The organism is Rugamonas sp. DEMB1, assembly GCF_029834475.1.
GTDB classification, from domain to species: domain Bacteria; phylum Pseudomonadota; class Gammaproteobacteria; order Burkholderiales; family Burkholderiaceae_D; genus Rugamonas; species Rugamonas rubra.
The window spans coordinates 1,169,002-1,193,792 of sequence record NZ_CP122407.1 but is presented as its reverse complement, the minus strand read 5'-3'; the positions used below and the strand labels follow the sequence as shown (position 1 = coordinate 1,193,792).

Annotated in this window: 18 protein-coding genes and 5 pseudogenes; 12 read left to right on the top strand and 11 right to left on the bottom strand. The window is 69.1% G+C overall.

Going from position 1 to position 24,791, the window contains the following annotated elements:
* Positions 1–26: 26 nt before the first annotated feature.
* From fliN to QC826_RS05410, 9 genes and pseudogenes are all read left to right on the top strand, one after another.
* Positions 27–443: a flagellar motor switch protein FliN gene (gene fliN, locus QC826_RS05445; protein ID WP_093384499.1), complete on the top strand. Its 417-nt coding sequence runs from the start codon at positions 27–29 to the stop codon at positions 441–443.
* A complete protein-coding gene (fliO, locus tag QC826_RS05440; RefSeq protein WP_279764721.1) occupies positions 440–1,111 on the top strand; it encodes a flagellar biosynthetic protein FliO in 672 nt (223 codons plus the stop codon). Before fliN ends, fliO begins: the two co-directional genes overlap by 4 nt.
* Positions 1,101–1,886, top strand: coding sequence for a flagellar type III secretion system pore protein FliP (gene fliP / locus QC826_RS05435; protein ID WP_279764720.1), 786 nt, complete (start codon positions 1,101–1,103; stop codon positions 1,884–1,886). The genes fliO and fliP overlap by 11 nt, the downstream gene beginning before the upstream one ends.
* Positions 1,887–1,895: 9 nt before the next feature.
* Complete coding sequence (gene fliQ, locus QC826_RS05430) at positions 1,896–2,165, top strand: flagellar biosynthesis protein FliQ (RefSeq protein ID WP_093384504.1); 270 nt, start codon at positions 1,896–1,898, stop codon at positions 2,163–2,165.
* A gap of 38 nt (positions 2,166–2,203) precedes the next feature.
* Entirely contained in the window at positions 2,204–3,031 is an 828-nt protein-coding gene (fliR, locus tag QC826_RS05425; protein ID WP_279764719.1) for a flagellar biosynthetic protein FliR, read from the top strand.
* A gap of 84 nt (positions 3,032–3,115) precedes the next feature.
* Positions 3,116–3,931, top strand: coding sequence for a hypothetical protein (locus tag QC826_RS05420; protein WP_279764717.1), 816 nt, complete (start codon positions 3,116–3,118; stop codon positions 3,929–3,931).
* Positions 3,919–5,541 (top strand): annotated as a pseudogene (locus QC826_RS05415) (iron-regulated protein frpC); the annotation flags it as partial. The gene QC826_RS05420 and the pseudogene QC826_RS05415, both read left to right, overlap by 13 nt.
* 121 nt (positions 5,542–5,662) lie before the next feature.
* Positions 5,663–5,710, top strand: a pseudogene (locus QC826_RS31555) (hypothetical protein); the annotation flags it as partial.
* A complete protein-coding gene (locus QC826_RS05410) occupies positions 5,711–11,575 on the top strand; it encodes a heme utilization protein (protein ID WP_409567773.1) in 5,865 nt (1,954 codons plus the stop codon).
* A 219-nt stretch (positions 11,576–11,794) separates the two neighbouring features.
* Here the strand turns inward: QC826_RS05410 and flgL are convergent, their stop codons facing one another.
* The 11 genes and pseudogenes from flgL to flgB all read right to left on the bottom strand — a co-directional run bounded on the left by flgL (position 11,795) and on the right by flgB (position 22,855).
* Positions 11,795–13,051 (bottom strand): flagellar hook-associated protein FlgL, encoded by a 1,257-nt coding sequence (flgL, locus tag QC826_RS05405; RefSeq protein ID WP_279766392.1) that lies wholly within the window; start codon positions 13,049–13,051, stop codon positions 11,795–11,797.
* Between the two features lie 22 nt (positions 13,052–13,073).
* On the bottom strand, positions 13,074–15,035 hold the full coding sequence (gene flgK, locus QC826_RS05400; protein WP_279764716.1) for a flagellar hook-associated protein FlgK: 1,962 nt from the start codon (positions 15,033–15,035) through the stop codon (positions 13,074–13,076).
* Between the two features lie 81 nt (positions 15,036–15,116).
* Positions 15,117–16,133 (bottom strand): flagellar assembly peptidoglycan hydrolase FlgJ, encoded by a 1,017-nt coding sequence (flgJ, locus tag QC826_RS05395; RefSeq protein ID WP_279764715.1) that lies wholly within the window; start codon positions 16,131–16,133, stop codon positions 15,117–15,119.
* Between the two features lie 10 nt (positions 16,134–16,143).
* Positions 16,144–17,264 (bottom strand): annotated as a pseudogene (locus QC826_RS05390) (flagellar basal body P-ring protein FlgI).
* 29 nt (positions 17,265–17,293) lie between these two features.
* On the bottom strand, positions 17,294–17,941 hold the full coding sequence (locus QC826_RS05385; protein WP_279764714.1) for a flagellar basal body L-ring protein FlgH: 648 nt from the start codon (positions 17,939–17,941) through the stop codon (positions 17,294–17,296).
* Positions 17,942–18,032: 91 nt separating this feature from the next.
* Positions 18,033–18,817 (bottom strand): annotated as a pseudogene (gene flgG, locus QC826_RS05380) (flagellar basal-body rod protein FlgG).
* Positions 18,818–18,899: 82 nt separating this feature from the next.
* Positions 18,900–19,639: pseudogene (gene flgF, locus QC826_RS05375) on the bottom strand (flagellar basal-body rod protein FlgF).
* A gap of 68 nt (positions 19,640–19,707) precedes the next feature.
* Positions 19,708–21,255, bottom strand: coding sequence for a flagellar hook protein FlgE (locus tag QC826_RS05370; RefSeq protein ID WP_279764713.1), 1,548 nt, complete (start codon positions 21,253–21,255; stop codon positions 19,708–19,710).
* A gap of 51 nt (positions 21,256–21,306) precedes the next feature.
* The gene (locus QC826_RS05365) at positions 21,307–21,990 is read right to left on the bottom strand and encodes a flagellar hook assembly protein FlgD (RefSeq protein WP_279764712.1); all 684 of its coding nucleotides are present in this window, start codon (positions 21,988–21,990) and stop codon (positions 21,307–21,309) included.
* A 29-nt stretch (positions 21,991–22,019) separates the two neighbouring features.
* Positions 22,020–22,427 (bottom strand): flagellar basal body rod protein FlgC, encoded by a 408-nt coding sequence (gene flgC / locus QC826_RS05360; protein ID WP_279764711.1) that lies wholly within the window; start codon positions 22,425–22,427, stop codon positions 22,020–22,022.
* Between the two features lie 2 nt (positions 22,428–22,429).
* Positions 22,430–22,855, bottom strand: a complete 426-nt coding sequence (flgB, locus tag QC826_RS05355; protein WP_279764710.1) for a flagellar basal body rod protein FlgB — start codon at positions 22,853–22,855, stop codon at positions 22,430–22,432.
* A 179-nt stretch (positions 22,856–23,034) separates the two neighbouring features.
* Between flgB and flgA the strand changes: the two genes are divergently transcribed.
* From flgA to QC826_RS05340, 3 genes are all read left to right on the top strand, one after another.
* Complete coding sequence (flgA, locus tag QC826_RS05350) at positions 23,035–23,742, top strand: flagellar basal body P-ring formation chaperone FlgA (RefSeq protein WP_409567771.1); 708 nt, start codon at positions 23,035–23,037, stop codon at positions 23,740–23,742.
* Between the two features lie 106 nt (positions 23,743–23,848).
* Positions 23,849–24,154 (top strand): flagellar biosynthesis anti-sigma factor FlgM, encoded by a 306-nt coding sequence (flgM, locus tag QC826_RS05345; RefSeq protein WP_093384536.1) that lies wholly within the window; start codon positions 23,849–23,851, stop codon positions 24,152–24,154.
* Positions 24,155–24,161: 7 nt separating this feature from the next.
* Entirely contained in the window at positions 24,162–24,629 is a 468-nt protein-coding gene (locus tag QC826_RS05340) for a flagella synthesis protein FlgN (RefSeq protein WP_279764709.1), read from the top strand.
* Positions 24,630–24,791 lie beyond the last annotated feature (162 nt).

Genomic DNA, 24,791 nt, shown 5'->3' with positions numbered 1-24,791 from the left:
CGCGACGCGCCACACAGGAGAGAAACATGTCCGACAATCAAGACGACCAAAGCATGGATGACGATTGGGGCGCGGCCATCGCCGAGCAGGCCAAGGCGGAAGCCGACGCGCTGCAGAGCCAGGCCGCCAGCGCCGCCGTGTTCAAGGACTTCTCCAACCAGGGCAGCAAGACCGAGACGCACAACGACATCGACTTCATCCTCGACATCCCGGTCCAGCTGACGGTGGAGCTGGGCCGCACCAAGATCGCCATCAAGAACCTGCTGCAGTTGGCGCAGGGCTCGGTGGTCGAGCTCGACGGCCTGGCCGGCGAGCCGATGGACGTGCTGGTCAACGGCTGCCTGATCGCCCAGGGCGAGGTGGTGGTGGTCAACGACAAGTTCGGTATCCGCCTGACCGACATCATCACGCCGTCCGAACGCATTCGAAAACTGAATAAATGAAACCTGCTGTTCTTTTCACCACATTGCTGCTGGCCGCCGCCGCGTTGCCGGCCTCGGCCCAGCACAGCGCCTCCGGCACCATCGCCCCGGCCCCGGCCGCCGCGGCGGCGCTGTCGGCCAGCGCGCCGGCCGTCGCGGCCGCCTCAACGGCACAGTCCGCCACTATGGCGCCGCCGGCCGGCGGCGCCGTCCCGGCCCTTGCCGGCGCCGGCGAGCCGGCGGCCGCCGCCAAGGCCGGCTCGGCCATGGTGCTGCCGGCCACGGCGCTGCCGGCCGCCGCCCAGGCGCTGCCGTCCGCCTCGTCCTCCCCGTCCTCCCCGTCCTCGGCCGGCAGCCTGCTGCAGACCACGCTGGCGCTGGCCTTCGTGCTGGCCCTGCTGGTCGGCCTGGCCTGGCTGCTCAAGCGCTACGGCCCGAAATCGATGGGCAGCAGCAGCGCCGTGCGCCTGGTCGGTTCGCTCAGCGTCGGCACGCGCGAGCGCATCCTGGTCGTCGAGGTCGGCGAACAGTGGATCGTCGTCGGCGCCTCGCCGGGCCGCATGAACGCGCTGGCCACCATGCCGCGCCAGCAGCAGGACGAGATCGCCGCCCATCCCCAGCCGGGCCTGGCCGGGGCCAATTTCGCCGAGTGGTTCAAACAAACGATAGAAAAGCGCAATGGTAAATAAGTCGTCCGCCCGTTGGGCTCCATCCCCTGCGGCCGGCACGATTGGTAAGTGCTTACTCGCGCTGGCCGCCCTGGCCCTGCCGCTGTGGGCGATGGCCGAGCCGGGCATTCCGGCGTTCAACAGCGTGCCGGCGGCCGGCGGCGGCACCAACTACACGCTGCCGATCCAGACCCTGCTGCTGATGACGGCGCTGTCCTTCCTGCCGGCCGCGCTGCTGATGATGACCAGCTTCACCCGCATCATCATCGTGCTCTCGCTGCTGCGCCAGGCGATCGGCACGCAGTCGGCGCCGCCCAACCAGGTGATGGTCGGCCTGGCCCTGTTCCTGACCCTGTTCGTCATGGGCCCGGTGTTCGACAAGATCTACACCGAGGCCTACCTGCCTTTGCAGGAAAACAAGATCACCATGAGCGTGGCGATGGAAAAAGGCGTCGCCCCATTAAAAACCTTCATGATGAAGCAGACCCGCCAGGCCGACCTGGCGCTGTTCGTCAAGATCTCGCGCAGCCCGGCGCTGCAGGGGCCGGAGGACGTGCCGCTGCGCATCCTGATCCCCGCCTTCGTCACCAGCGAGCTCAAGACCGCCTTCCAGATCGGCTTCGCCATCTTCATCCCCTTCCTCATCATCGACATGGTGGTGGCCTCGGTGCTGATGTCGATGGGCATGATGATGATGTCGCCGGCGGTCATTTCGCTGCCCTTCAAGCTGATGCTGTTCGTCCTGGTCGACGGCTGGCAGCTGCTGCTCGGCTCGCTGTCGCAGAGTTTCTACTAGGAGCGCGCGATGACCCCGGAAAGCGTCATGACGATGGGCCGCCACGCGATGGAGATCACGCTGATGGTGGCCGCGCCGATGTTGCTGGTGGCGCTGGTGATCGGCCTGGTGGTGAGCATCTTCCAGGCCGCCACCCAGATCAACGAAAGCACCCTGTCCTTCATCCCCAAACTGGTCGGCATCTTCGTCGCGTTGGTGGTGGCCGGGCCGTGGATGCTGTCGGTGATGCTCGACTATATGCGCGAGGTGTTCGGCGGCATTCCGGGCCTGGTCGGCTAGATGCTTGCGGTAACGCAACTAAATTGTAACGGGGGCTCATGATTACGCTCTCCACTGCCGATATCAACCTATGGATCGCGGCATTGCTGTGGCCGCTCACGCGCATCCTCGGCCTGATCGCCGCCGCGCCGCTGTTCGGCAACGGCAGCGTGCCGGTCACCGTCAAGGTCGCGCTGGGCGTGCTGCTGGCGCTGATCGTCGCGCCGACCGTGCCGGCCCTGCCGGGCGCCGACCCGCTGTCGCTGGCCGGCCTGCTGATCCTGCTGCAGGAGGCGCTGATCGGCCTGGCGATGGGCTTTTCGATGCGCATCGTCTTCGCCGCCGTCGAAATGGCCGGCGAGATCGGCAGCCTGACCATGGGCCTGGGTTTCGCCACCTTCTTCGATCCCAACACCCAGGGGCGCTCGTCGGCGATCAGCCAGTTCCTCGCGCTGGTGGCGACGATGGCCTTCCTGGCCAGCAATACCCACCTGGTGCTGCTGTCGGCGCTGGTGGAAAGCTTCAGCAGCCTGCCGGTGTCGGCCCAGCCCTTGTACGGCGGCGGCTTCAAGCAGCTGGCCGACTGGGGCGGCAAGATTTTCAGTACCGGTGTCCAGTTGTCGCTGCCCATCGTGGCGGCGCTGCTGATCACCAACGTCGCGCTGGGCATTTTGACCCGCGCGGCGCCGGCGCTCAACCTGTTCGGGATCGGTTTCCCGATCACGCTGGGCGTCGGCCTGCTGGTGTTGGCCATGTCGCTCCCCTACCTGGCCACGCCGCTGCAACAACTGTTTTTGGACGGCATAGAACGCACCCGGCTGATGCCGCGCACCTGGTCGGAGAGGGCAAGCTTGCCGCTTCGACCAGCGCCGCGCGCCGGCCGATAGGGAAATTCAATAGCCGAAACACGTAGACTTGGTTTCCATGAGGCAATTATCAGCGTATCATGGAGGCCACAGGGAGAACCGCGCATGACCTCGATCGTATCAGCCTTCACCTCCGACCAGATCATCGCCCTGCGCACCGACCAGGTCGCCCTGCTGACGACGGAGGACATGCAGGCCTTCACCACCGACCAGATCGCCTACTTGAGCACCGCCCAGCTGCGCGTGCTCGGCTCCCAGCAGCTGCGCGCCATGGACACCGAGGACGTGGCCGCCTTCACCACCGACCAGATCGTCTCGCTGACAACGCGCCAGATCGCCCTGCTGACCACCGGCCAGAGCGCCGCCCTGAGCACCGACCAGGTGGGCGTGCTGAGCACGGCCGCCATGCGCGCGCTGCGCAGCGACCAGCTGGCCTCGCTGCAGTCGCAGCAGGTCGCCGCCCTCAGCAGCACCGAGCTGCGCGCCCTCAGCACGCTGCAAATGGGCGCGCTGGGCGCCGACCAGGCCGCCGGCCTGGGCAGCGACCAGCTGGCCGCGCTGGCCAGCGGCCAGCTGCGCGCCCTCAACAGCGCCGCCGTCGCCGCCCTGCTGACCGAACAAATCGCCTCGCTGGCCACCGCCACGCTGGCCACCCTGACCAGCGGCCAGGTCAACGCCCTCACCGCCGTCCAGTTCGCCGCGCTGTCGACCGACCAGATGGTCGGCCTGAACACCGCCCAGATCGCCGGCCTGTCGAGCGACAGCCTGGCCCTGCTCAGCACCGACCAGGTGGCCGCCATCGAGACGCGCGACATCGCCGTGCTCAGCAGCGCCCAGGTCGGCGTCCTCAACGCCGACCAGGTCGCCGCCCTGAGCACCACGCAAATGAAGGCCTGCGCAGCACCGCCATGGCCGGCCTGAGCGTCGACCAGATCCCCCTGCTGAGCAGCGACCAGATCGCCGCGCTGGGCTCGCTGGTCTCGCTCAGCACGCTGCAGGTCTCCGCCCTGCTGACCCAGCAGATCGCCAGCCTGGAGACGCGCGACGTGGCCGCGCTGAGCAGCCGCCAGCTCGGCGCGCTGCAGGACTACCAGCTGAACGCCTTCACCACCGACCAGATCGTCTCCCTGGGCAGCGACCAGGTCGGCGCGCTGAGCACCACCATCCTGGCCCTGTTGACCACCGACCAGGTGGCGGCGCTGGAGACGCGCGACTTCGCCCTGCTCGGCTCGCGCCAGATCGCCGCGCTCGACGTCAACCAGGTCGCCGCCCTGCGCACCGCCCAGATGGCGGCGATGAACAGCGCGGCCCAGGCGGCGCTGCGGCCCGACCAGCTGGCCGCGTTGAACAGCGAGCAGATCGCCGGCTGGCTGTCGCTGGCGGCGCTGACCACGCTGCAGGTCGCCTCGCTCAGCACCGACCAGGTGGCCACGCTGGAAACGCGCGACGTCGCCGCCCTGAGCAGCGCCCAACTGGCCGCCCTCAACGCCGACGCCATGGTGGCGCTGGGCAGCGACCAACTGGTCGCGCTGGGCACCGCCCAGTACGCCGCGCTGACGACGGCCGCGCTGAACCTGCTGACCACCGACCAGCTCGCCTACATCGAAACGCGCGACGTCGCCGCCCTCGGCACGGCCCAGGTGGTGGCGCTCGACAGCGCACATTTGACGTCGCTGAGCACGAAGCAATTCACCGCCCTGTCGAGCAAGGCCATCGGCGCCCTGCTGACCGAGCAGATCAGCGTGCTCACCAGCGCCCAGATCGCCGCGATGGCCACGCTGAACGGCATGTCCTCGCGCCAGATCGCCTCCTTCACCACCGACCAGATCGCCCAGTTGACCACGCGCAGCCTGGCCAGCCTGGCCGCCAGCCAGCTCGGCGCGCTGACCTCCGACCAGGTGCAGGCGCTGGGCAGCGACCACATCGTCGCGCTGGGCACGGCGCAGTTCCGCGCCCTCAACAGCGACACCGTCGCCGCCCTCACCACCGACCAGATCGGCTTCATCGAGACGCGCGACATCGCCGCCCTGCTGCCGAGCCAGATCAACAAGCTCAGCACCGACCAGATCGCCGCCCTCAGCACCACCCAGACGGCGGCGCTGACCTCGGCCGAGACGGTGGCGTTGACCACCGACCAGGTCGCCGCGCTGAGCAGCAGCCAGCTCGACGCGCTGACGCTGACCACGCTGACCACGCGCCAGGTCGCCGCCCTCACCACCGACCAGATCGCCACGCTGGGCACGGCCGACCTGGCCGGCCTGAGGACCGGCCAGATCGCCGCGCTGGGCAGCGACCAGGCCCACGCCCTGACCACCGACCAGATCGTCGCCATGGGCAGCGCCCAGCTGCGCGCGCTCAGCTCGGCGGCGCTGATGGCGCTCAACACCGACCACATCGTGGCGATCGAGACGCGCGACCTGCCCGGCCTGCGCACGCTGCAGATCGGCAAGCTGAGCACCGACCAAATCGCCGCCCTGGGCACCGCCCAGATCGCCGCCCTGACCACGGCCGAGGTGCGCGCCCTCAACAGCGAGCAGATCCGCGCGCTGGGCAGCCAGCAAATCTCGGCGCTGAGCGGCTTCGCCGGCTTCAGCACGCGGCAGATCGGCGCCCTCACCAGCGAGCAGCTGGGCAACTTCGACACCCAGGAGCCTGGCCGCGCTGAGCACCGCGCAGATCGCCGCGCTGGGCAGCGACCAGGTGGCCGCGCTGAACTCGGACCAGATCATCGGCCTGGGCACGGCCCAGGTGCGGGCCATCTCGACGCAGGCCCTGAGCAGCTTCGGCAGCGACCAGGTCAACGCCATCGCGCTGAACGACCTGGTGCAGATGAGCACGCGGCAGATCGCCGCCCTCACCACCGCCCAGCTCGACACCATGCGCAGCGCCCAGCTGGCGGCGCTGACCACGGCCGAGCTGCGCGCCCTGACGGCGGCGCAGCTCGCCAGCCTGGGCAACGCCCAGCTCGACGCGCTGAGCCGCCTCGACGTGCTGGCCAGCGGCCAGATCGCCGCCCTCACCACCGACCAGCTGGCCGGCATGTCGAGCAGCGACCTGCTGACGCTCAAGAGCGCCCAGATCGCCGTCCTCAACAGCGACCAGGCGCGCGCCCTGAGCACCGACCAGATCAGCGTGCTGGGCACGGCGCAGATCCGCGGCCTGAACTCGCTGGCCATCGCCGCGCTGAGCACCGACCAGGTGGCCGCCATCTCGCTGGCCGACCTGGCGGCGCTGCGCACCAACCAGCTGACCCAGTTCACCAGCGAGCAGATCGGCGCCCTCGGCACGGCGCAGATCACCGCCCTGACGACGCAGGAGATCGCCGCGCTGACGCCGGCCCAGAAGGCGGCGCTGAGCAGCGCCCAGCTCGGCGCGCTGAGCTCGCTGAACTCCTTCACCACGGCGGCCGTCGCCGCCCTCACCACCGACCAGATCGCCACCTTGTCGCTGGCGCTGCTGGCCACGCTGGGCACGCGCCAGATCGCCGCGCTGACCACCGCCCAGACCAGCGCCCTGACCACCGACCAGATCGTCGCCCTGAGCACCGCGCAGATCCGCGCCATCAGCGGCGCCGACCTGGCCGCGCTGACCACCGACCAGATCGCCGCCATCGAGCTGGTCGACATCGCCGCGCTGCGCACCGCCCAGGTCGCCGCGTTGGCCACCGCCCAGCTGGCGGCGCTCACCAGCGACCAGTTCGCCACGCTGAGCACGGCCGACATCGCCGCGCTGACGACGCGCCAGATCGCCGCCCTCTCGACCGGCCAGATCGCCAGCTTCGCCAGCCTGGCGCCGCTCACCAGCCGGCAGATCGGCGCCATGACCAGCGCGCAGATCGCCAGCCTGTCGCTGGCCAAGATCCCGACCTTGAAGACCAGCCAGATCGCCGGCCTGACCAGCGCCCAGGTGGGCGCGCTGAGCAGCGACCAGATCGTCGCCCTGACCAGCGCGCAGATCCGCAGCCTGACCAACGCCACCCTGGCCGCGCTGAGCACCGACCAGATCGTCGCCATCGAACTGGCCGACCTGGCCGTGATGAAGACCAACCAGATCGCCGCCCTCAACACCGACCAGGTGAAGGCGCTGACGCTGGCCCAGCTCGGCGTGCTGACCTCGCAGGAGGTCGGCGCGCTGACCTCGCGCCAGCTGGGCGCCATGAGCACCGCGCAGATCGCCGCGCTGGGCTCGCTGGCCGGCCTGAGCAGCCGGCAGATCGTCGGCCTGTCGAGCGACCAGCTCGCCTCGCTCACGCCGGTCCAGATCGCCGCGCTGAAGACCGCCCAGGTGGCCGCCTTCAGCACGCTGCAGATCGGCTACCTCAGCACCGACCAGATCGTCGCCCTGACCACCGGCCAGATCCGCGCCCTGTCGAACCCGGTGCTGGCCGCGCTCAGCAGCGACCAGATCATCGCCGTCGAACTGGCCGACCTGGCGGCGCTGCGCAGCGCCCAGGTCGGCGCGCTGACCAGCGACCAGTTGGCCGCGCTGACGCTGGCCCAGTATGGCGCCCTGACCTCGCAAGAGATCGCCGCGCTGAGCACGCGCCAGATCGGCTACCTGACGAGCAGTCAGATCGACGCCCTGGCCGGCCTGGCCTCGCTCGGTTCGGCGCAGATCGGCGCGCTCGGCTCCGACCAGGTGGCCGGCCTGGTGGCGGCCGACCTGGCCGCGCTGAAGACGCGCCAGATCGCCGCCATGGGCAGCCGCCAGATCGCCGGCCTGAGCACCGACCAGGTGGTGCTGCTGTCGTCGGCCCAGCTGCGCGCGCTGGCGCCGCAGAGCCTGGCCCGCTTCAGCACCGACCAGATCGCCGCCATCGAGGTGGCCGACATGCCGACCCTGAGCACGGCGCAGATCCAGGCGCTGACCACCGACCAGATGGTGGCGCTGACCACCAACCAGCTGCACGCCCTGACCAACGCCGAGATCGGCGCGCTGACGGTGGCCCAGCTGGCCGTGCTGACGCCGGCGCAGATCAGCGCGCTGGGCAACCTGGCCGACTACACCACCAACCAGATCGCCGCCATGTCGACCACGCGCATCGCCGCGCTCGGCACCGACGAGCTGCAGACCATGACCAGCAAACAGATCGCCGCGCTGACGGTGGTCCAGGTGCGCGTGCTCGACAGCGACCAGCTGGCGGCGCTGCTGCCGGGCCAGGTGGCCGCCCTGTCGACCAGGGCGGTGGCCGGCCTGGCGACCGACCAGATCACCTATTTGACGCCCGACGAGATCGCCAACCTGCGCACCGCCCAGGTGGTCGCGCTGTCGACCGAGCAGATCGTCATGCTCAACACCGACCAGATCGGCGCGCTGACCAGCGCCGACACGGCCGCGCTGCGGCTCGCCCAGGTGCAGGCGATGACCGCGGAGCAGATCGCCGCGCTGAACGCGCCGCGCGCGCTGGGCACGGCCCAGGTGCGCGCGCTCAACAGCGACCAGATCGCCGCGCTGCCGCTCGACAAGCTGCAAACGCTGAGGACCAGCCAGATCGCCGCGCTGGGCAATACCCAGACGCCCTTCCTCACCACCGACCAGATCGTCGCCCTGCTGACGGCCCAGTTCGCCTCGCTGTCGAGCAAGGCGCTCGGCGCGCTGGACGCCGCGCAGATCGGCGCCATCGAGCTGGCCGACCTGGCGGCACTGCGCTCGAACCAGTTCCAAGCGTTCAACAGCTACCAGATCGCCGCCATCAGCAGCGACCAGATCGGCGCCCTGAGCACGGCCGTCATCGCCAGCCTGAACAACGCCCAGCTCGACCAGCTCAGCCTCGACCAGCTCGCCGCCCTGAGCAGCGGCCAGGTGCGCGCGCTCAGCACCAAGGCCATCGCCCGGCTGACGCCGACCCAGTTCGCCGCCATCGAGCCGGGCGACCTGGCCGCCATGCGCAGCGACCAGGTGCGCGCCTTCACCACCGACCAGCTGGTCGGCATGACCACCGACCAGCTGGTCGCCCTCACCACGGCCGAGCTGGCCGCGCTGAGCAGCGCCCAGATGGAGGCCTTCACGCCCGACCAGTTCCTGCTGCTCGGCCCGCTGACCTCGCTCACGCCGAACCAGATCGGCGGCCTGCCGACCGAGCGCATCGCCGCCCTCGACGACACCCGCCTGGGCCAGCTCAAGACCAGCCAGATCGCCGGCCTGACCAGCCGCCAGATGCCGGCCTTCGACAGCCACCAGCTGCAGGCGCTGAGCACGGCGCAATGGCGCGCCTTCACCACCGCCGCGCTGCGCGCCCTGAGCACCGACCAGATCGCCGGCCTGGCGCTGGACGACCTGGCCGCGCTCAAGACCAGCCAGATCGCCGCCTTCAAGACGGCGCAGATCGCCGCGCTGAGCACCGACCAGATGTTCGCCCTCACCAGCGCCGAGGTCGGCGCGCTGACCAGCGCCCAGCTGCGCGCCCTCAGCCTGGAGCAGTTGGCCGGCCTGAACACCCTGGCCGGCATCAACAGCGACCAGATCCAGGCGCTCAGCAGCGACCAGTTGATCGGCATCGACGTCGACCACCTGGCCACGCTGCGCACCTCGGCCGTCGCCACGCTGCGCAGCAGCCAAGTCGGCGTGCTGACGCCGGACCAGATCATCGCCCTCGGCACGGCCCAGTTCCGCGCCCTCAGCAACGCCGCCCTGGCCGGCCTGACGGTCGACCAGTTCGCCGTCATCGAGTACGACGACCTGCGCGCCCTGCGCACCGCCCAGCTGGTCTCGCTCAGCACCGACCAGCTGGCCTTCCTCAGCACCGAGCAAATGACCTGGCTGACCACCCAGGAGATCGCCGCGCTGAGCACGCGCCAGCTGGTCTCGCTGTCGCTCGACCAACTCGGCGCGCTCAGCTCGCTGGCGCCGCTCAACACGGTGCAGATCGGCGCCCTGTCGATCGAGCAGCTGCAGGCCGTCGACCTGGCCCACCTGGCCACGCTGCGCACCGCGCAGATCGCCGCGCTGAGCAGCCGCCAGGTGGTGGCGCTGACCAGCAGCCAGTTGTACAACCTGAGCACGGCGCAGGCGCGCGCCCTCAGCGTCAGCGCGGTCCGCGCGCTGGGCACCGAGCAGATCGCCGCCCTCAATCCGGCCGACCTGGGCGCGTTCTCCAGCGTGCAGGTGCTGGCGCTGCGCAGCGAGCAGATCGGCGCGATCACCACCGACCAGCTCGGCACCCTGTCGACACGCATGCTCGCCACCCTCGGCAGCAACCAGATCCGCGCCCTCAGCAGCGACCAGTTCGGCGCCCTCGGCAGCCTGGCCGCCTTCGGCACCAACCAGCTGGTCGGGCTCACCTCGAGCCAGGTCAGCACGCTGGCCGACGGCCTGCTCGGCACCCTGCGCACCAGCCAGATCGCCGGCCTGGGCGCGACCCAGGTGGCCGGCATCGCCACCAGCCAGCTGGCCGCGCTGAGCACCACGCAGATCGTCGCCTTCAGCACCCGCGCCCTGCTGGCGCTCAGCGCCGACCAGCTGCACGCCTTGTCCGACACCGAGCTGGCGGCGCTGCGCACCAGCCAGCTGTCGTCGCTGTCGACCCTGCAGATCAGCCAGTTCAACGCCAGCCAGATCGCCGTACTCGGCAGCGGCCAGATCCGCGCCCTGAAGACGCCGCAGATCCGCGCCCTGACGGCCGACCAGCTGGCCGCCCTGACCAACCCGCAGCTGGCCGCGTTCAGCTCGACCCAGGTGTGCGCGCTGACGGCGACGCAGCTGACCGCGCTGAGCGCCGACCAGCAGGGCCAGCTGCCGGCCGGCAGCCCGCTGATCCTCGACCTGGACGGCAACGGCATCCGCACCCTGGGGCTGGCGGCCGGCGTGCGCTTCGACCTGTACGGCGACGGCGAGAAGACCGGCACCGGCTGGGTCGGCGGCGGCGACGGCCTGCTGGCGCTGGACCGCAACCATGACGGCCTGATCAACGATGGCGGCGAGCTGTTCGGCACCGCCACCGCCGCCGCCGCCGGCGGCAAGACGGCCGACGGCTTCGCCGCCCTCGGCGAGCTCGACGGCAACGGCGACGGCCTCGTCGACCAGCGCGACGCCCGCTTCGGCGAGCTGCGCGTCTGGGTCGACGGCAACGCCGACGGCGTCAGCCAGGCGGCCGAACTGAAGACGCTGGCCGAGCTGCGCATCGCCCAGTTGGACGTGGCGGCGCGCCGGGTCGACGAGCGCGACAACGACAACTGGATCGCCCTGCGCGGCGCCTTCACCACCTCCGACGGCCTGCAGGGCCAGATGGCCGACGTCTGGTTCCTGGCCGAGCGCTCGGCGGCGCAGGGCGCGCCGCTGAGCGCCAAGGTCGGCGGCCTGACCCAGGCCATCGCCGACTTCGGCCGGCAGGCCGGCGCCAGCGCCGCCGGCGGCCTGGCCTGGACGGCCGGGCCGGACGCCGCGGCCGCCACGGCGGCGGCTTCGGCCGGCGCCAGCGGCGGGCTGGCCGGCAGCGTCGCCGCGCTGGGCCGGCAGTTGCAGCAGTTCCAGGCCGACGGCGCCGGCCGGCCGGCCGAGTCGACCGCCGGCCAGGGCGAGGAGTGGCGCCGCCGGCTGGAACAGGCCGGCATCCTGGCGGCCAGGTAGCGCGGCCCGCCCGGCCGGCAAAAAGGCCCGCCCCACTCGCGTGGGGCGGGCCTTTTTTATGCGGCGCCGCGACCGCCGCCGCCCTGGACGCCGGCCCGCCCCGCCGGGCGTTGCAGGGTGCGGGCGAAAAAACAGCCCGTCGCGCGCTTGCGGGACGGGCTGTTTCTTCGGCGCCGGGGCGCCGCTCGGCGTCGCGCCGCGTCGGCCGGGCGCCGGCGCCTAGCCGATGTAGTTGAACAGCGACAGGCCGGTCAGCGTCTTGTAGGACTTCTGCGCCGCCTCCAGCGTCACCTGCTGCTGCGAGAACAGCGAGATGGCCTTGACCACGTCGACGTCCTGCAAGCCCACCAGCGTGGTGGCGTACTGCAGGTTGGTGTCGTCGCCGGCGCCGTCGAGGTAGTCGAGCTCCTTCAGGCGCGAGCCGACCTCGGCGCGGATCGACAACACGTTGTCGATCGCGCTGTCGATGTTCGAGTGGGCCTGGTTGAGCTTGTTGCTCAGGCTGGCCTGGCCGGCGGCGAGGTCGCCCGGCGCGCGCAGCGCGCCGATCAGGTCGGTCAGGGTGGTGAACACCGACTGCTTCTGGCTCGGCTGCACGGTGAAGCGGTCGAGGTCGGCCGGATCGCCCTTGATGTCGAACTGCAGGCCGTCGAAGGTGATGTTCTGCCCGGTCGCGTAGGGGATCGGGTCGGGCGGCACCGGATTGGGCGGCACCGGCTGGTTCAGGGTCAGGTCCATCACCGTGTAGGTGGTCACCTTGGGCACGCCCGGCGTGGCCGGCACCACGGCGAAGTTGATCTCGTACTGGTGGCCGGTCAGCAGGGTGGCGTCCTTGACCGAGCCGGGCGCGATGATGCCGCTGCCGCCGCGGCCGTAGTTGGCCGGGTCGGCGCCGGTCTGGAAGGTGCCGTTGCCGGTGATGTTGTTCTCGAACACGGCGCTGCCCGAGTCGCTGATCGGCAGCTGGCGGGTCGAGCCGACCAGCAGCTCGCGCTGGCCCTGGTCGCCCTGGTAGGCGGCGCCGGTGGCGGTCTGGGTGAACGGCAGGGTGGTCGACTTGTAGCCGGAGAACTGGTAGCCGCCGACGCCGTCCGAGGTGTTGGCCAGGCCCAGCAGGTCGGCCAGCCGGCCCTCCAGCTCGATGGCCAGCGATTCGCGGTCCTTCTTGGTCATCGAGCCGTCGCCGGCGTTGACGGTCAGCGTCTTGACGTCCTGCAGCAGCGAGGTGGTCGCGGCCAGCGCCACCTCCTCCTGCGACAGCGAGGTCTTGGCGTTCTGCCGGTTGGTCGCCAGCTGGGTGTTGACCGACTGCGACTGGGTCACCTCCAGCGCGCGCGCGCTGGCGATCGGGTCGTCGGCCGCCGTCAGGTTCTTGCGCCCGGTCGAGAGCTGCTGCTGGGTGCGCGCCAGCGAGCTCTGCAGCGTGCCCAGCTGGTTGACGCCGACGTCGTACACGGTCTTCGAACTGATCCTCATCATGCTCTTTCTCCAAAAATTCTTAGCGGCCCAGCGACACCAGCACGTCGAACATCTGGCTGGCGATCTGCATCACCTTGCCGGAGGCCTGGTAGGCCTGCTGGTAGCGCAGCAGGTTGGCGGCCTCCTCGTCGAGGTTGACGCCGGACACGGTCTGCTGGGCGTTCTGCGCCTGTTGCACGGCGGCGTCGGCGGCCAGGCCGCCGATCTGCGCCTCGCGCGTCTTGTTGCCGATGTAGTTGACCATCTGCGCGTAGCCGGTCTGGAAGTTGGCGTTGCCGTTGTTGAGCACGTTCTTGGTCTGCAGCGCGCCCAGCAGCACGCCGTTGCGGCTGTCGCCGACGCCGCTGGTGTTGGGGCCGACGGTGAAGCTGTCGGTGTCGCCCGGCGTGCCGGAAATGCTCAGGGTGATGCCGCCGAAGCTGATCGCCGCGCCGTCCGTGTAGGGGATCGACGGCGTGCCGGCCGGGTACACCGTCGGCACGCCGTTGACCGTCACCGTCACGTCCTGCGCCGGCGGGAAGCCGGAGAAGGAGGCCGTCGCCTTGTCGTAGAGCAGGGTCACCGGCGCCGCCAGGGCGTTGCCCGGCGCCAGGTAGCCGGCGTCGACGCTGCCCGGCGTGATCTTGCCGTTGCCGGTGTTGCTCAGCGGCGCGGCGGTGCTGATCGGCGCCGCCAGCGCCAGCTTGGCCGGGTCCTTTTGCATCAGCTGGAAGTCGGCGGCGGCGTTGACGGTGGGACGGACGAGGAAGTTGTCGTTCGTCATCGGCGTGCCGCTGATCGTGTAGTCGACCCCGTCGATGGTCTGCGGCACCGCCTGCGGGAAGGGGGTGATGGTGGTCTTCTTGCCGTCGGACTGGCGGGTGACGATGAAGTTGGCGCCGTCGTAGTCGACGTTGTAGTCGCTCGAGGTCAGCGCGGTGGCGTCGGTGACCACGGCCGTGACCGCCGCCGTGCTGCCCAGGGAGTTGAGCGAGTTGCGGCCCACCTGGGCGTTGATCGGGCCGAAGAAGTCGACCCCGGGCGCGCCGTTCTGGTCCTGGCCCAGCTTGTGCTGGGCGTTGAAGCTGACCGCCAGCCCGGCGGCGATCTGGCCCAGCGCGTTCTGCGCGTGGTCCAGCGCGTTGCTGCGGAACTCCAGCAGGCCGCCCAGGGCGCCGCCGGTCAACACGCTCTCGGGCAGCGGAATGGTCTGGCCGGCCGTCGAATAGCCGACCTGCAGCCGGTTGACGTCGGTCGGCGAGGGAATCGCCGCCAGCTCGAAGTTGCGGTTGTTGACCACCAGCGGCTGGCCGGTGCCGATCGAGACGTTGATGGTGTGGTTCTCGCCGGGCGTGACGTTGGTCTTGACCAGCTTGTTGAGCTCGGTGAGCACCTGGTCGCGCTGGTCGAGCAGGTCGTTCGGCGCGATCGAGGGGTCGGTGCTGAGCGCGGCGATCGAATGGTTCAGTTCGGCGAGCTTGCTGGCGTAGGAGTTGATCTGCGTGACGGTGGTGCTGATCTGGCTGTTGACGCCGGTGCCGATCTCGTTGAGGCGCGCGCTGATGCCCTGGAAGCGCGAGGCCAGCGAGCTGGCGGTCGACAGCATGGCCTGGCGCGAGGCGGCCGAGGCCGGGTTCGAGCTGGCGTCCTGCACGCCCTTGAAGAAGTCCTGCAGCGCCGGCGACAGGCCGCTGGTGGTGTCGGCCAGCATGTTGTCGATCTGGCTGATCTGGCTGTAGTAGCTGGTCAGCGCGGCCTGGGTGGTCTCGGCGCCGCGCACCTGGCTGTTGAGGAAGTCGTCGTAGTGGCGCTTGATCTGCGCCACCTCGGTGCCGGTGCCGATGAAGCCGACGCCGATGTCCTGGCCGGGCGTGGTCGACTGGATCGCCACTTGGCGGCTGTAGCCGGGCACGTTGGCGTTGGCGATGTTGTGGCCGGTGGTCGACAGGCCCACTTGCGCCGCCAGGAGGCCGGTCTTGCCGATGCTGAGTAGATTGGACATGGTTTTTCTAACGCTCTATGTGTTCTGTTATCGGCGGGAAAGCGGGAAACTTGACCCCTCCCCGGCCGGCGGCGGCCCGGCTCAGCCGACCAGCGAATGTTTGATGATGCGGGTCAGCTTGCTGGCGTACTGCGGGTCGGTGGCGTAGCCGGCCCGCTGCAGGCCCTGGGCGAAGCTGCTGGCGTCGCCGGCGCTGGCCAACACCTTCTCGTAGCGCGGGTTGGTGGTGAGCAACTTGGCGTAGTCCTTGAAGCTGTCGGCGTAGGAGTCGTAGGCGCGGAACTTCTCGACCCGGGTCTGCGCCTTGCCGTTGACGAACTCGGTGGTGACCGCCTCGGCCACCTTGCCCTTCCACCCCGGGCCGGCCTTGATGCCGAACAGGTTGTGGCTGTTGCTGCCGTCGCGCCCCTTGATCTCGCGCTTGCCCCAGCCGCTCTCCAGCGCCGCCTGGCCCAGCATGAACTTGGCCGGGATGCCGGTGGCGCGGCTGGCCTCGTCGGCGTGGCTGCCCAGTTTCTCCTGGAAGCTGCGCACGTGCGGCGCCTGGGCCGCCTTGGCCGCCGCCGTCGCCGCCGTGCCGGCCGCCGAGGCGCCGGTGGCCAGCGCCGCGCCGCTCAGGGGGGCGGCGCCGCCGGCCGCGTTGATCGAGCGTTGCAGCATGGCCGCGTCGAGCAGCCTGCCCACGCCGCCGGCGCCGCCGGCCGCGCCGGCGTTGGCGCCGGCGGCAAGGCCGCCCACCGTGCCGGCGCCGGCGCCGGCCGCGGCGTCGCCGCCGATCGCCAGCGCCTGCGCGCTGGCCGTCTGCGACAGTTGGCGGATCAGCACGTCGGCCAGGCCGATGCCCTTCTTGGCCAGGTTCTGGCTGGTCTGCTGGTCCAGCATGGTGGTGAACATCTTGCTCTGCTGGCTGTCCATCATGCCGTCCTGCGGCGTGGCGTCGCGCATGCTCTTCATCATCATGTTGATGAACATCGCCTCGAACTGGGTCGCCGCGCCCTTCAGCGCCTCCGGCGCGCCGGCCTTGGCCGACTGGCGCAGCTCGCCCATGCTCTTGGCGTCGATCGCCAGTTTGCTCGACAGGTCGTTTTGGCTGATCATCGCGCGCTCCTTAAATGATTTCCAGCTCGGCGCGCAGCGAACCGGCCGCCTTCATCGCCTGCAGGATGGCCAGCAGGTCTTGCGGCGTGGCGCCGATGGCGTTGAGCGCCTTGACCACCTCGGCCAGCGAGGCGCCGCCCTTGACCAGCATCACCTTGCCGCCGTCCTTCTTGATGTCGACCTGGCTGTTCTGCGTCACCACCGTGCGCCCGCCCGACAGCGGGTTGGGCTGGCTCACCTGCGGCTCGCTGCTGACCGAGATCGACAGGTTGCCGTGCGAGATGGCGCAGGTCTCCAGCGTGACGGTCTGGTTCATCACCACCGAGCCGGTGCGCGCGTTCATGATCACCTTGGCGGCCTGGCGCGCCGGCTTGACGTCGATGTCCTCCAGGCTGCCGATGAAGGCGACCCGCTGGTCGCTGCTGCTGGGCGACTGCACGCGGATGACGCGGCCGTCGAGCGCGTAGGCGATGCCGCTGCCGTACTTGTCGTTGATCGCCTCGACCACCCGGCTGGCGGTGGCGAAGTCGGTGGTGTTGAGTTCCAGCTTGATGAGGTTGTTCTCGCCCAGCGCCGAGGCGACGGCGCGCTCGACCGTGGCGCCGCCGGAGATCTTGCCCACGCTCAGGTGGTTGACCTGCAGCGAGCTGCCGCCGGCGGCCACGCCGACGCCGCCGACCAGCACGTTGCCCTGGGCCATGCCGTAGACCTGGCCGTCGGCGCCCTTGAGCGGCGTCATCAGCAGGGTGCCGCCGCGCAGGCTCTTGGCGTTGCCCATCGAGGAGACGGTGATGTCGAGCGTCTGGCCCGGCTGGGCGAAGGCCGGCAGCGAGGCCGTCACCATCACCGCCGCGACATTCTTCAATTGCAGGCTGGTGCCCTGCGGCAGGTTGACGCCCAGTTGCTGCAGCATCGAGACGACGCTCTGCACCGTGAACGGGGTCTGCGTGGTCTGGTCGCCGCTGCCGTCGAGGCCGACCACCAGGCCGTAGCCGAGCAGCTGGTTGTGCCGCACGCCGGCGATGCTGGCGAGTGGCCCTTGAGGCGTTCGGCGCCGGCCGGCGCGCCGGCCAGCAGCAGCGGCAAGGCAAGGGCCAAGGCCAGGGCGGCGGCGGCGCGGCCCTGGCGCATGAACGGGGCGGGGGTTGGAATGGCCATGATCAGAACGGTAACAAGCTTTGGAAGAAGCGCGAGGCCATCGAGGTCATCTCGGCGCGGTCGATCTGGCTGTTGGTGCGGTACTCGACGCGGGCGTCGGCGACGGCGGTCGAGGACACCGTGTTGCCGGTGGCGATGTTGTCGGGGTTGATCATGCCGGAGAAGCGGATGAACTCGACGCCCTTGTTCATGGCGATCTGCTTCTCGCCGGCGACGATCAGGTTGCCGTTCGGCAGCACCTCGACCACCGTCACGCCCATGGTGCCGGTGAAGGTGTTGCTGGCCGACTGGTTGTCGGCGTCGGCGAACTTGTTGGCGGTGTTGGCCGAGGCGGTGGCGCCGAAGGTGCCCTGCAGCGGCTGCGGGATCGAGGCGCTGACGCTGCCGGACTTGCTGCCCGAGCTGGCGCCGGCCTTGACGGCGGCGGTCTTCTCGGTGATGACGATGGTCAGCAGGTCGCCGACATGGCGCGCGCGGCGGTCCTCGAACACCGGGCGGAAGGCGCTGGCCTGGTAGATCGCGCCGTTGTTCGGCGCCGCCTGCGGCAGCGTCAGCGGGCGCGCCGTGGTCGGCGTCTGCACGATGGAGCTGGGGATGGCCGAGCAGGCCGACAGGACCAGCGGAACGGCGACTAAGGACAAGATCTTCATGGCGTACTCCCCGCCGCGCGGATGCCGGCGGCCGTTGTTCAATATGGTGTTGCGGTGTTGCTTGCCGGCGGCGCCCGCCGCGACAAGGCGCTTACATCTGCGACAGTTTCTGCAGCATCTGGTCGGAGGTGGTGATGGCCTTGCTGTTGATCTCGTAGGCGCGCTGGGTCTGGATCATATTGACCATCTCCTCGACCACGTTGACGTTGGAGGTCTCGACGTAGCCCTGCATCAGCACGCCGGTGCCGTTGGTGCCCGGCGTGTTGGTCTGGGCGTTGCCGGAGGCGCCGGTCTCGACGTACAGGTTCTCGCCCTTGGACTCCAGGCCGGTCGGGTTGATGAAGGTCGACAGCTGGATGCTGCCGATCTGCGCCGGCGCCACCTGGCCCGGCAGGGTCACCGAGACGGTGCCGTCGCGGCCCACGGTGATGCTCTGCGCGTTGATCGGGATGGTGATGGCCGGCTGCAGCACGAAGCCGCTGGAGGTGACCATCTGGCCGTTGCTGTCGCGCTGGAAGGAGCCGTCGCGGGTGTAGGCGGTGGTGCCGTCGGGCAGCAGCACGTTGAAGAAGCCGTTGCCGTTGACCATCAATGTCCTTGTCGTTGCCGGTCGACTGCGGGTTGCCCTGGGTGAAGATGCGCTCGACCGCCACGGGCCGCACGCCGGTGCCGAGTTGCATACCCGACGGCAGGTTGGTCTGCTGCGAGGACTGCCCGCCCGGTTGCCGCACGGTCTGGTACAGCAGGCCCTCGAACACCGCGCGCGATTTCTTTGAAGCCGTTGGTGCTGACGTTGGCCAGATTGTTGGACACCACGTCCATCTGCGTCTGCTGCGCTTCCATGCCAGTCTTGGCGATCCAAAGTGAACGTATCATGCTGCCTCTCCCTTAGCGCGACGGCGGCGCCGGCCAACACGGCCACGGCACCTCCCACACGATCATTATGCTGGAGCTGCGTTCAATTCAAAGCGAGGATCTGGCTGGCCTTTGCCGCGTTGTTCTCGGCGTTCTTGAGCAGGCTCATTTGCGTTTCGAAGGAGCGCGCCAGGCTGATCATGTTGACCATGGCGTCGACCGGGTTGACGTTGCTGCCCTCGAGCGCGCCGTCGACCAGGCGCACGGCCGGGTCGTTCTCGGCCGCCACGCCGCTCTTCAGGCGGAACAGGCCGTCGTCGCCGCGCACCAGCGACTTGCCGTCCGGGTTGACCAGCTTGATGCGGCCGAGCACGTTCGACGGCCCCGGCTTGGTGTCGGTCGAGATGACCGAGACGGTGCCGTCGCCGCCGATGGTGACGTTGCTCTCGGGCGGAATGGCGATCGGCCCGCCGTCGCCCTGCAGGGTCTGGCCGCTGGTGGTCTCGAGCAGGCCGTTCTGGTTGACGCGCAGGCTGCCGTTGCGGGTGTAGGCCTCCGAGCCGTCGGCCGACTGCACGGCGATCCAGCCCTCGCCGCGCAGGGCGACGTCGAGGTTGCGCCCGGTGGTCTGGATCGGCCCGGCGCGCATATCGGCGCCGACGGTCGAGTCGACCACGAAGGTGCGCGTCGGCAGGCCTCGGCCACCACCGGCACGGCGCGGAACGAGTCGAGCTGGGCGCGAAAGCCGGTGGTGGTGGCGTTGGCCAGGTTGTTGGCGGTGCTGGCCTGCTGCTCCAGGATATGCCGCGCGCCGGTCATGGCGGTATAGACTAAACGGTCCATCGTGTTCTCCTGCCCCGCGCGGCGGGCCGGCGCGAACGCCGGCCCGGCTCAGGGCGTGCTTGCCGCGCTTAGCGCAGGTTGACCAGGGTCTGCAACACCGAGTCCTGGGTCTTGATGGTCTGCGCGTTGGCCTGGTAGACCCGCTGCGCGGTGATCATGTTGACCAGCTCGGCCGTCAGGTCGACGTTGGACACCTCGATCGACTGCGAGCGCAGCTTGCCCATCTTGCCCTCGCCGGGCGCGCCGATTTGCGGCGGGCCCGAGCTCGCGCTCTCGGCCCAGGCGTTGTTGCCCAGCGGGGTCAGGCCGTCGACGCTGGCGAAGTTGGCCAGCACGATCTGCGCCAGCGGGCGCGACTTGCCGTTGCTGTACTGGCCCAGGATGACGCCGTCGGAACCGGCGGCGAAGCGCTCCAGATGGCCTGACGACTGGCCGTTCTGGCTCGACGGCCGCTCGCTGGTGGTGCCGGTGTACTGCGTCGAACCGGTGAAGTCGGTGCTGATGTTCAGGTTCAGCTTGGAGCCGTTGTCCGGGAAGATGGGCAGGGTGATGTTGAACGGCAGCGATTGCGCGGGGGTCAGCAACGCCATGTCGGCAATGCTCAGCTCGCCGCTAGTGTTGAACACCAAGGTGCCGACCTTGACGGCTGGCAGGGCCAGGCCGGCTGTCAGGGCCTTATCGATCAGATCCGGTGTATTGCCGGCAATCGCACCGACGTCGGTTGGTGCGGTGAACAAGCTGGTCAAATGATCCTGCTGCTCCTGGCTGGCGCCGGCCGCCTGCGCCGCCAGCAGCAGCGCCGGGCCGGCCACAGCCGAATACGCTTGCTGCGCAGCCAGGATAGTGGGGCCATCCGGCGCCGGCGAGCCGTGAATCACTCCCAAATACGCGGCGCGGGCGTCCTTGACGCCTTGGTCGGCGATCATCACTTGCGCTGCCGCCTTCGCTTCGATCGCCACGCCATCGTTGGATGCATAGACGTCCCAAGTGCCGCCCGTGGTCTTGACATAGTACATGCCCATCGAGTGCGAACCGCCCAGGCTGTCGAACACTTCCAGCACGGTCTGCTTGTTGTAAGTCAGCGGGTCCATCGCATTGAACGGAATCTTGGTCGGCGCCACCGAGGTCGACGACAGGTTCAGCTGGAAGCCCGCCTTGGTGGTCTCGATCGGCTTCAGGTCGGACGAGTCGATGATGATGGGCACCGGCGAACCCTGCAGGATGACGCCGTCGGTGTTGGTCAGGTAGCCGGTCAGCTGGGCGCCCTGGGCGTTGATCAGGCCGCCGGTCTTGTCGAGCTGGAACTGGCCGTTGCGCGAGTACTGGGTGGCGCCGTTGACCACGGTGCGGAAGAAGCCGCCACCGTTGATCGAAATGTCGAGCGGGTTGGCGCTGGTCTCGATATTGCCTTGCGTGAACTGCTGGGCGATGCGCGCCACCGTCACGCCGATGCCGGCGTTGTTGCCGCTGACGCCGTTGAGCGAGTTGGCGTACAAATCGGCGAACTGGGCTTGCGATCCCTTGAAGCCGACCGTGCTGGCGTTGGCAATGTTGTTGCCGATGATGTCGAGCGATTTCGCCGCGCCGTTCAGGCCGCTAAGTCCTTGTTGGAACATGGTATTCCCCTATCGATTGAGGTGACTACAAACTGCGTTCGTGGAGCTGGTTTACAGCACTTGATACAGGTCGGCCATGGTCAACTGGCCGATGGTCGGTACATTCATTTTCACGCCGCCGGCGCCGGTCGACACGCTGGCCACGGTGCCGAAGGTCAGCGGGATGGCGTCCTTCAGCTCCTTGCCGGCCAGGGTGGCGCTGACGGCGACGGTGTACTTGCCGTCCGGCAGAACCTTGCCGTCGGCGTCCTTGCCGTCCCACACCAGCGGCAGGGTGCCGGCGTCGACACCCTTCATGCTGATGCTGTGCACCACCTTGCCGCTTTCGTTCTTCAGGTCGACCTTCACGGTGTCGGCCGGCGTGGCCAGGTTGACGCCGAAGATGCCCTTGCTGCCGGTCAGCGCCAACGTGTTGCCCTTGGCCAGCACGCCGTGGTTGATCAGGTTGGTCGCGGCCATCGACTCGCTCGACTGGTAGCTGGCCTTCAGCGATTCGAGCGTGGTGTTCAGCTTGTTGACGCCGGTCACCGTCGACAACTGCGCCAACTGGCTGGTGATCTGCGCGTTGTCGAGCGGGTTCAGCGGGTCCTGGTTCTTCAACTGGGTCACCAGCAGGGTCATGAACTTGTCGGTGTCGGCCTTGACGCTGTCGGTGGCGACCTTCGGCTTGCTGTTGACGGTGTTGAGCAGCGCGGCGGACGGCGAGGTGCTGCTGGTATCTACGGTGGTGGACATGGTGGCCTCTTATCGGGTCGGCTGGGCGCTTACTGGCCCAGGGTCAGGGTTTTGAGCAGCATGGTCTTGGCTGCGTTCATGGTCTCGACGTTGGTCTGGTAGGAGCGCGAGGCCGACAGCATGTTGACCATCTCGTCGACCACGTTGACGTTGGGCATGGCCACATAGCCCTTGTCGTCGGCCATCGGGTGCTTCGGGTCGTACACCTGCTTGAGCGGCGACGGGTCCTCCACCACCTGCCTGACCCGCACCCCGGTCGAGGCGCCGCCGTCCTTGGCCGGGGTGGCCTCGAACACCACCTGCTTGGCGCGGTAGGCCTCGCCGCTGGCCGAGGTGGCGCTGTCGGCGTTGGCCAGGTTGCTGGCCACCACGTTGAGGCGCTGCGCCTGGGCGCTCATGGCCGAGCCGGAGACGTTGAAGATATTAAATAGGGACATGGTTAACTACCTCCTTGGATCGCCGCCATCATGCTTTTGATCTGGGCGTTGATCAGGGTGATGCCGGCCTCGTAGCGCAAGGCGTTGTCGGCGAATTGGTTGCGTTCGACATCCATGTCGACCGTGTTGCCGTCGACCGCGCCCTGCACCACGCCGCGGTACTGCAGCGCGGTGCCGTCGGGCAGCGTGCCACCTGGTTGCGGGGGGGTGGGGAAATGCTTGGCGGCGGTGGTGCGCAGCGGGCCGGTGGCGCTGCCGCTGCTGCGCGCCAACGCGCCCTGCAGCGCGCTGGAAAAATCGATGTCGCGGGCCTTGTAGTTGGGCGTGTCGGCGTTGGCGATGTTCGAGGCGAGCACGGTCTGGCGCTGCGAGCGCAGGCTCAGCGCGGCCTCGTTGAAGCGCAGGTAATCGTCGAGTTTCCCTAACATAGCTAGCTCCTGGCGCCGTCCGCTCCCGGATGGGCGGACGAACTGGTTATCACAGCAGCGATGATACGGCCGCCCCCGGCGCGCCGATCGGCTGAGAAGAACGCGCTTTCGCGTCCTGTTCGACGTTTCAGCCCGCCCCGCGCCCGCTATCATGGCAACATTCCAAGGACTCTGACACCATGACCCTGCGCCCCCTCCTCGCCCTGCTCTGCCTGTCCCAGGCGGCGCTGGCCCAGCCCCTCCCGCCGCCGGCCCAGCCGGCGCGGCAGGACGCCGCCGCGCTGCGCCAGAGCGTCGAACAGTTTCTCCAGGTGCAGACGGCCGGCCTGCCCGGCCAGGTCACGGTGAAGGTCGGGGCGATCGACCCGCGCCTGCAGCTCAACGCCTGCGCCGCGCCGGAGGCCTTCCTGATGCCCGGCGCGCGCGCCTGGGGCCGCACCACGGTGGGCCTGCGCTGCACCGCGCCGACGCCGTGGACCATCTACATCCAGGCCACCGTCTCGGTGCGCGCCGGCTACGTCGCCAGCGCGGTGCCGCTGGCCCAGGGCCAGGCCATCGAGGCGAGCCAGCTGGCGATCCTGCAGGGCGATCTGACAACATTGCCGGCGGGGATAGCCACCGACATGGCCCAGGTGGTCGGCCGCAGCACCACGGCGTCGCTGCCGCCGGGCACGCCGATGCGCCTCGACACGCTGCGCGGCAAGACCGTGGTGGTGCAGGGCCAGCTGGTGCGGCTGGTCTCGGCCGGCGCCGGCTTCAGCGTCTCGGCCGAGGCGCGCGCGCTCGGCAACGCCACCGAGGGCCAGGTGGTGCAGGTCAGGACGGCCGGCGGCCAACAGGTCAACGGCGTGGCCAAGACGGGAGGTCTGGTGGAGGTGGCGTTTTGAGCGGGAACGCGGGTCTTCGGCGGGGCGGCGCTAAAGTTTGCGCCGGCCGCGCCGTTAATGACTTATATCCCGGAGTGCCAGGCTCCAAACAGACGAGGATGATGCTGTGAAAATCAACGATACAATCAAGAGCAACCCCGGCTTGCCGACCTCGCCCACCACCACTTCGACCGCGCGCGGCGCCGAGAAGACGGTGGCGACGCCGGTGCAGACCGACAATGTGCGCCTGTCGCCGCAAGGCCAGGCGCTCGCCGCCAGCGCCGCCGGCGGTGGCAACGCCGTGTTCGACACGAAAAAAGTCGAGCGCATCAAGCTGGCCATCGCCGATGGCCAGTTCCAAGTCAACTCGGAAAAAGTGGCGGACGGACTGTTAGACACGGTCAAGGATCTGCTGCACTCCAGAAAACGATAGGATCATCATGCCCGCCGTCACGCCAATGTCGAGTCTGCTTCAAGAGCAGCAAGCCATGACCACCCTGCTCGACCTGCTCAAACAAGAGCAGCGGCACCTGGTGGCGGCCGATATCAACGCCCTGGTGGCGCTGACGACGGAGAAATCGACCCTGGTCAACCAGATGGCCGTGCTGGCCAGCCAGCGCCACGGCGCCCTCGGCGCCGCCGGCTTCGGCACCCAGGACAGCGCCATGGACGGCTGGATCGCCGCCAGCGGCGAAGCGCAGGCGAGCACGCTGTGGCAGCAGTTGCTGGACATGACGCACGAGGCCAAGGAGCTGAACCGCGTCAACGGCATACTGATCAACAAGCACATGAGCCGCACCCAGGGCGCGCTGAACATTTTGCGGCCGCAGTCGCAGGCCACCAATTTCTACGGCCCGAGCGGCCACGCCACCAGCATCAGTCCCAGCCGCGGCTTCATCGTCGGCTAAATTTTCCCCGCATTTTCCGCACGCCCGGCGCCGGCCAAGCATTGCCGGACGGGCTAGGCCCGCTGCGCGCATCCAGGGTCAGACCCTAGGGTCTGACCCTCCCACACGCAGCCGGGCGGCCGGCATCGACTCGTCGCCTGCGGCAACGGTTCGCACGGCCCA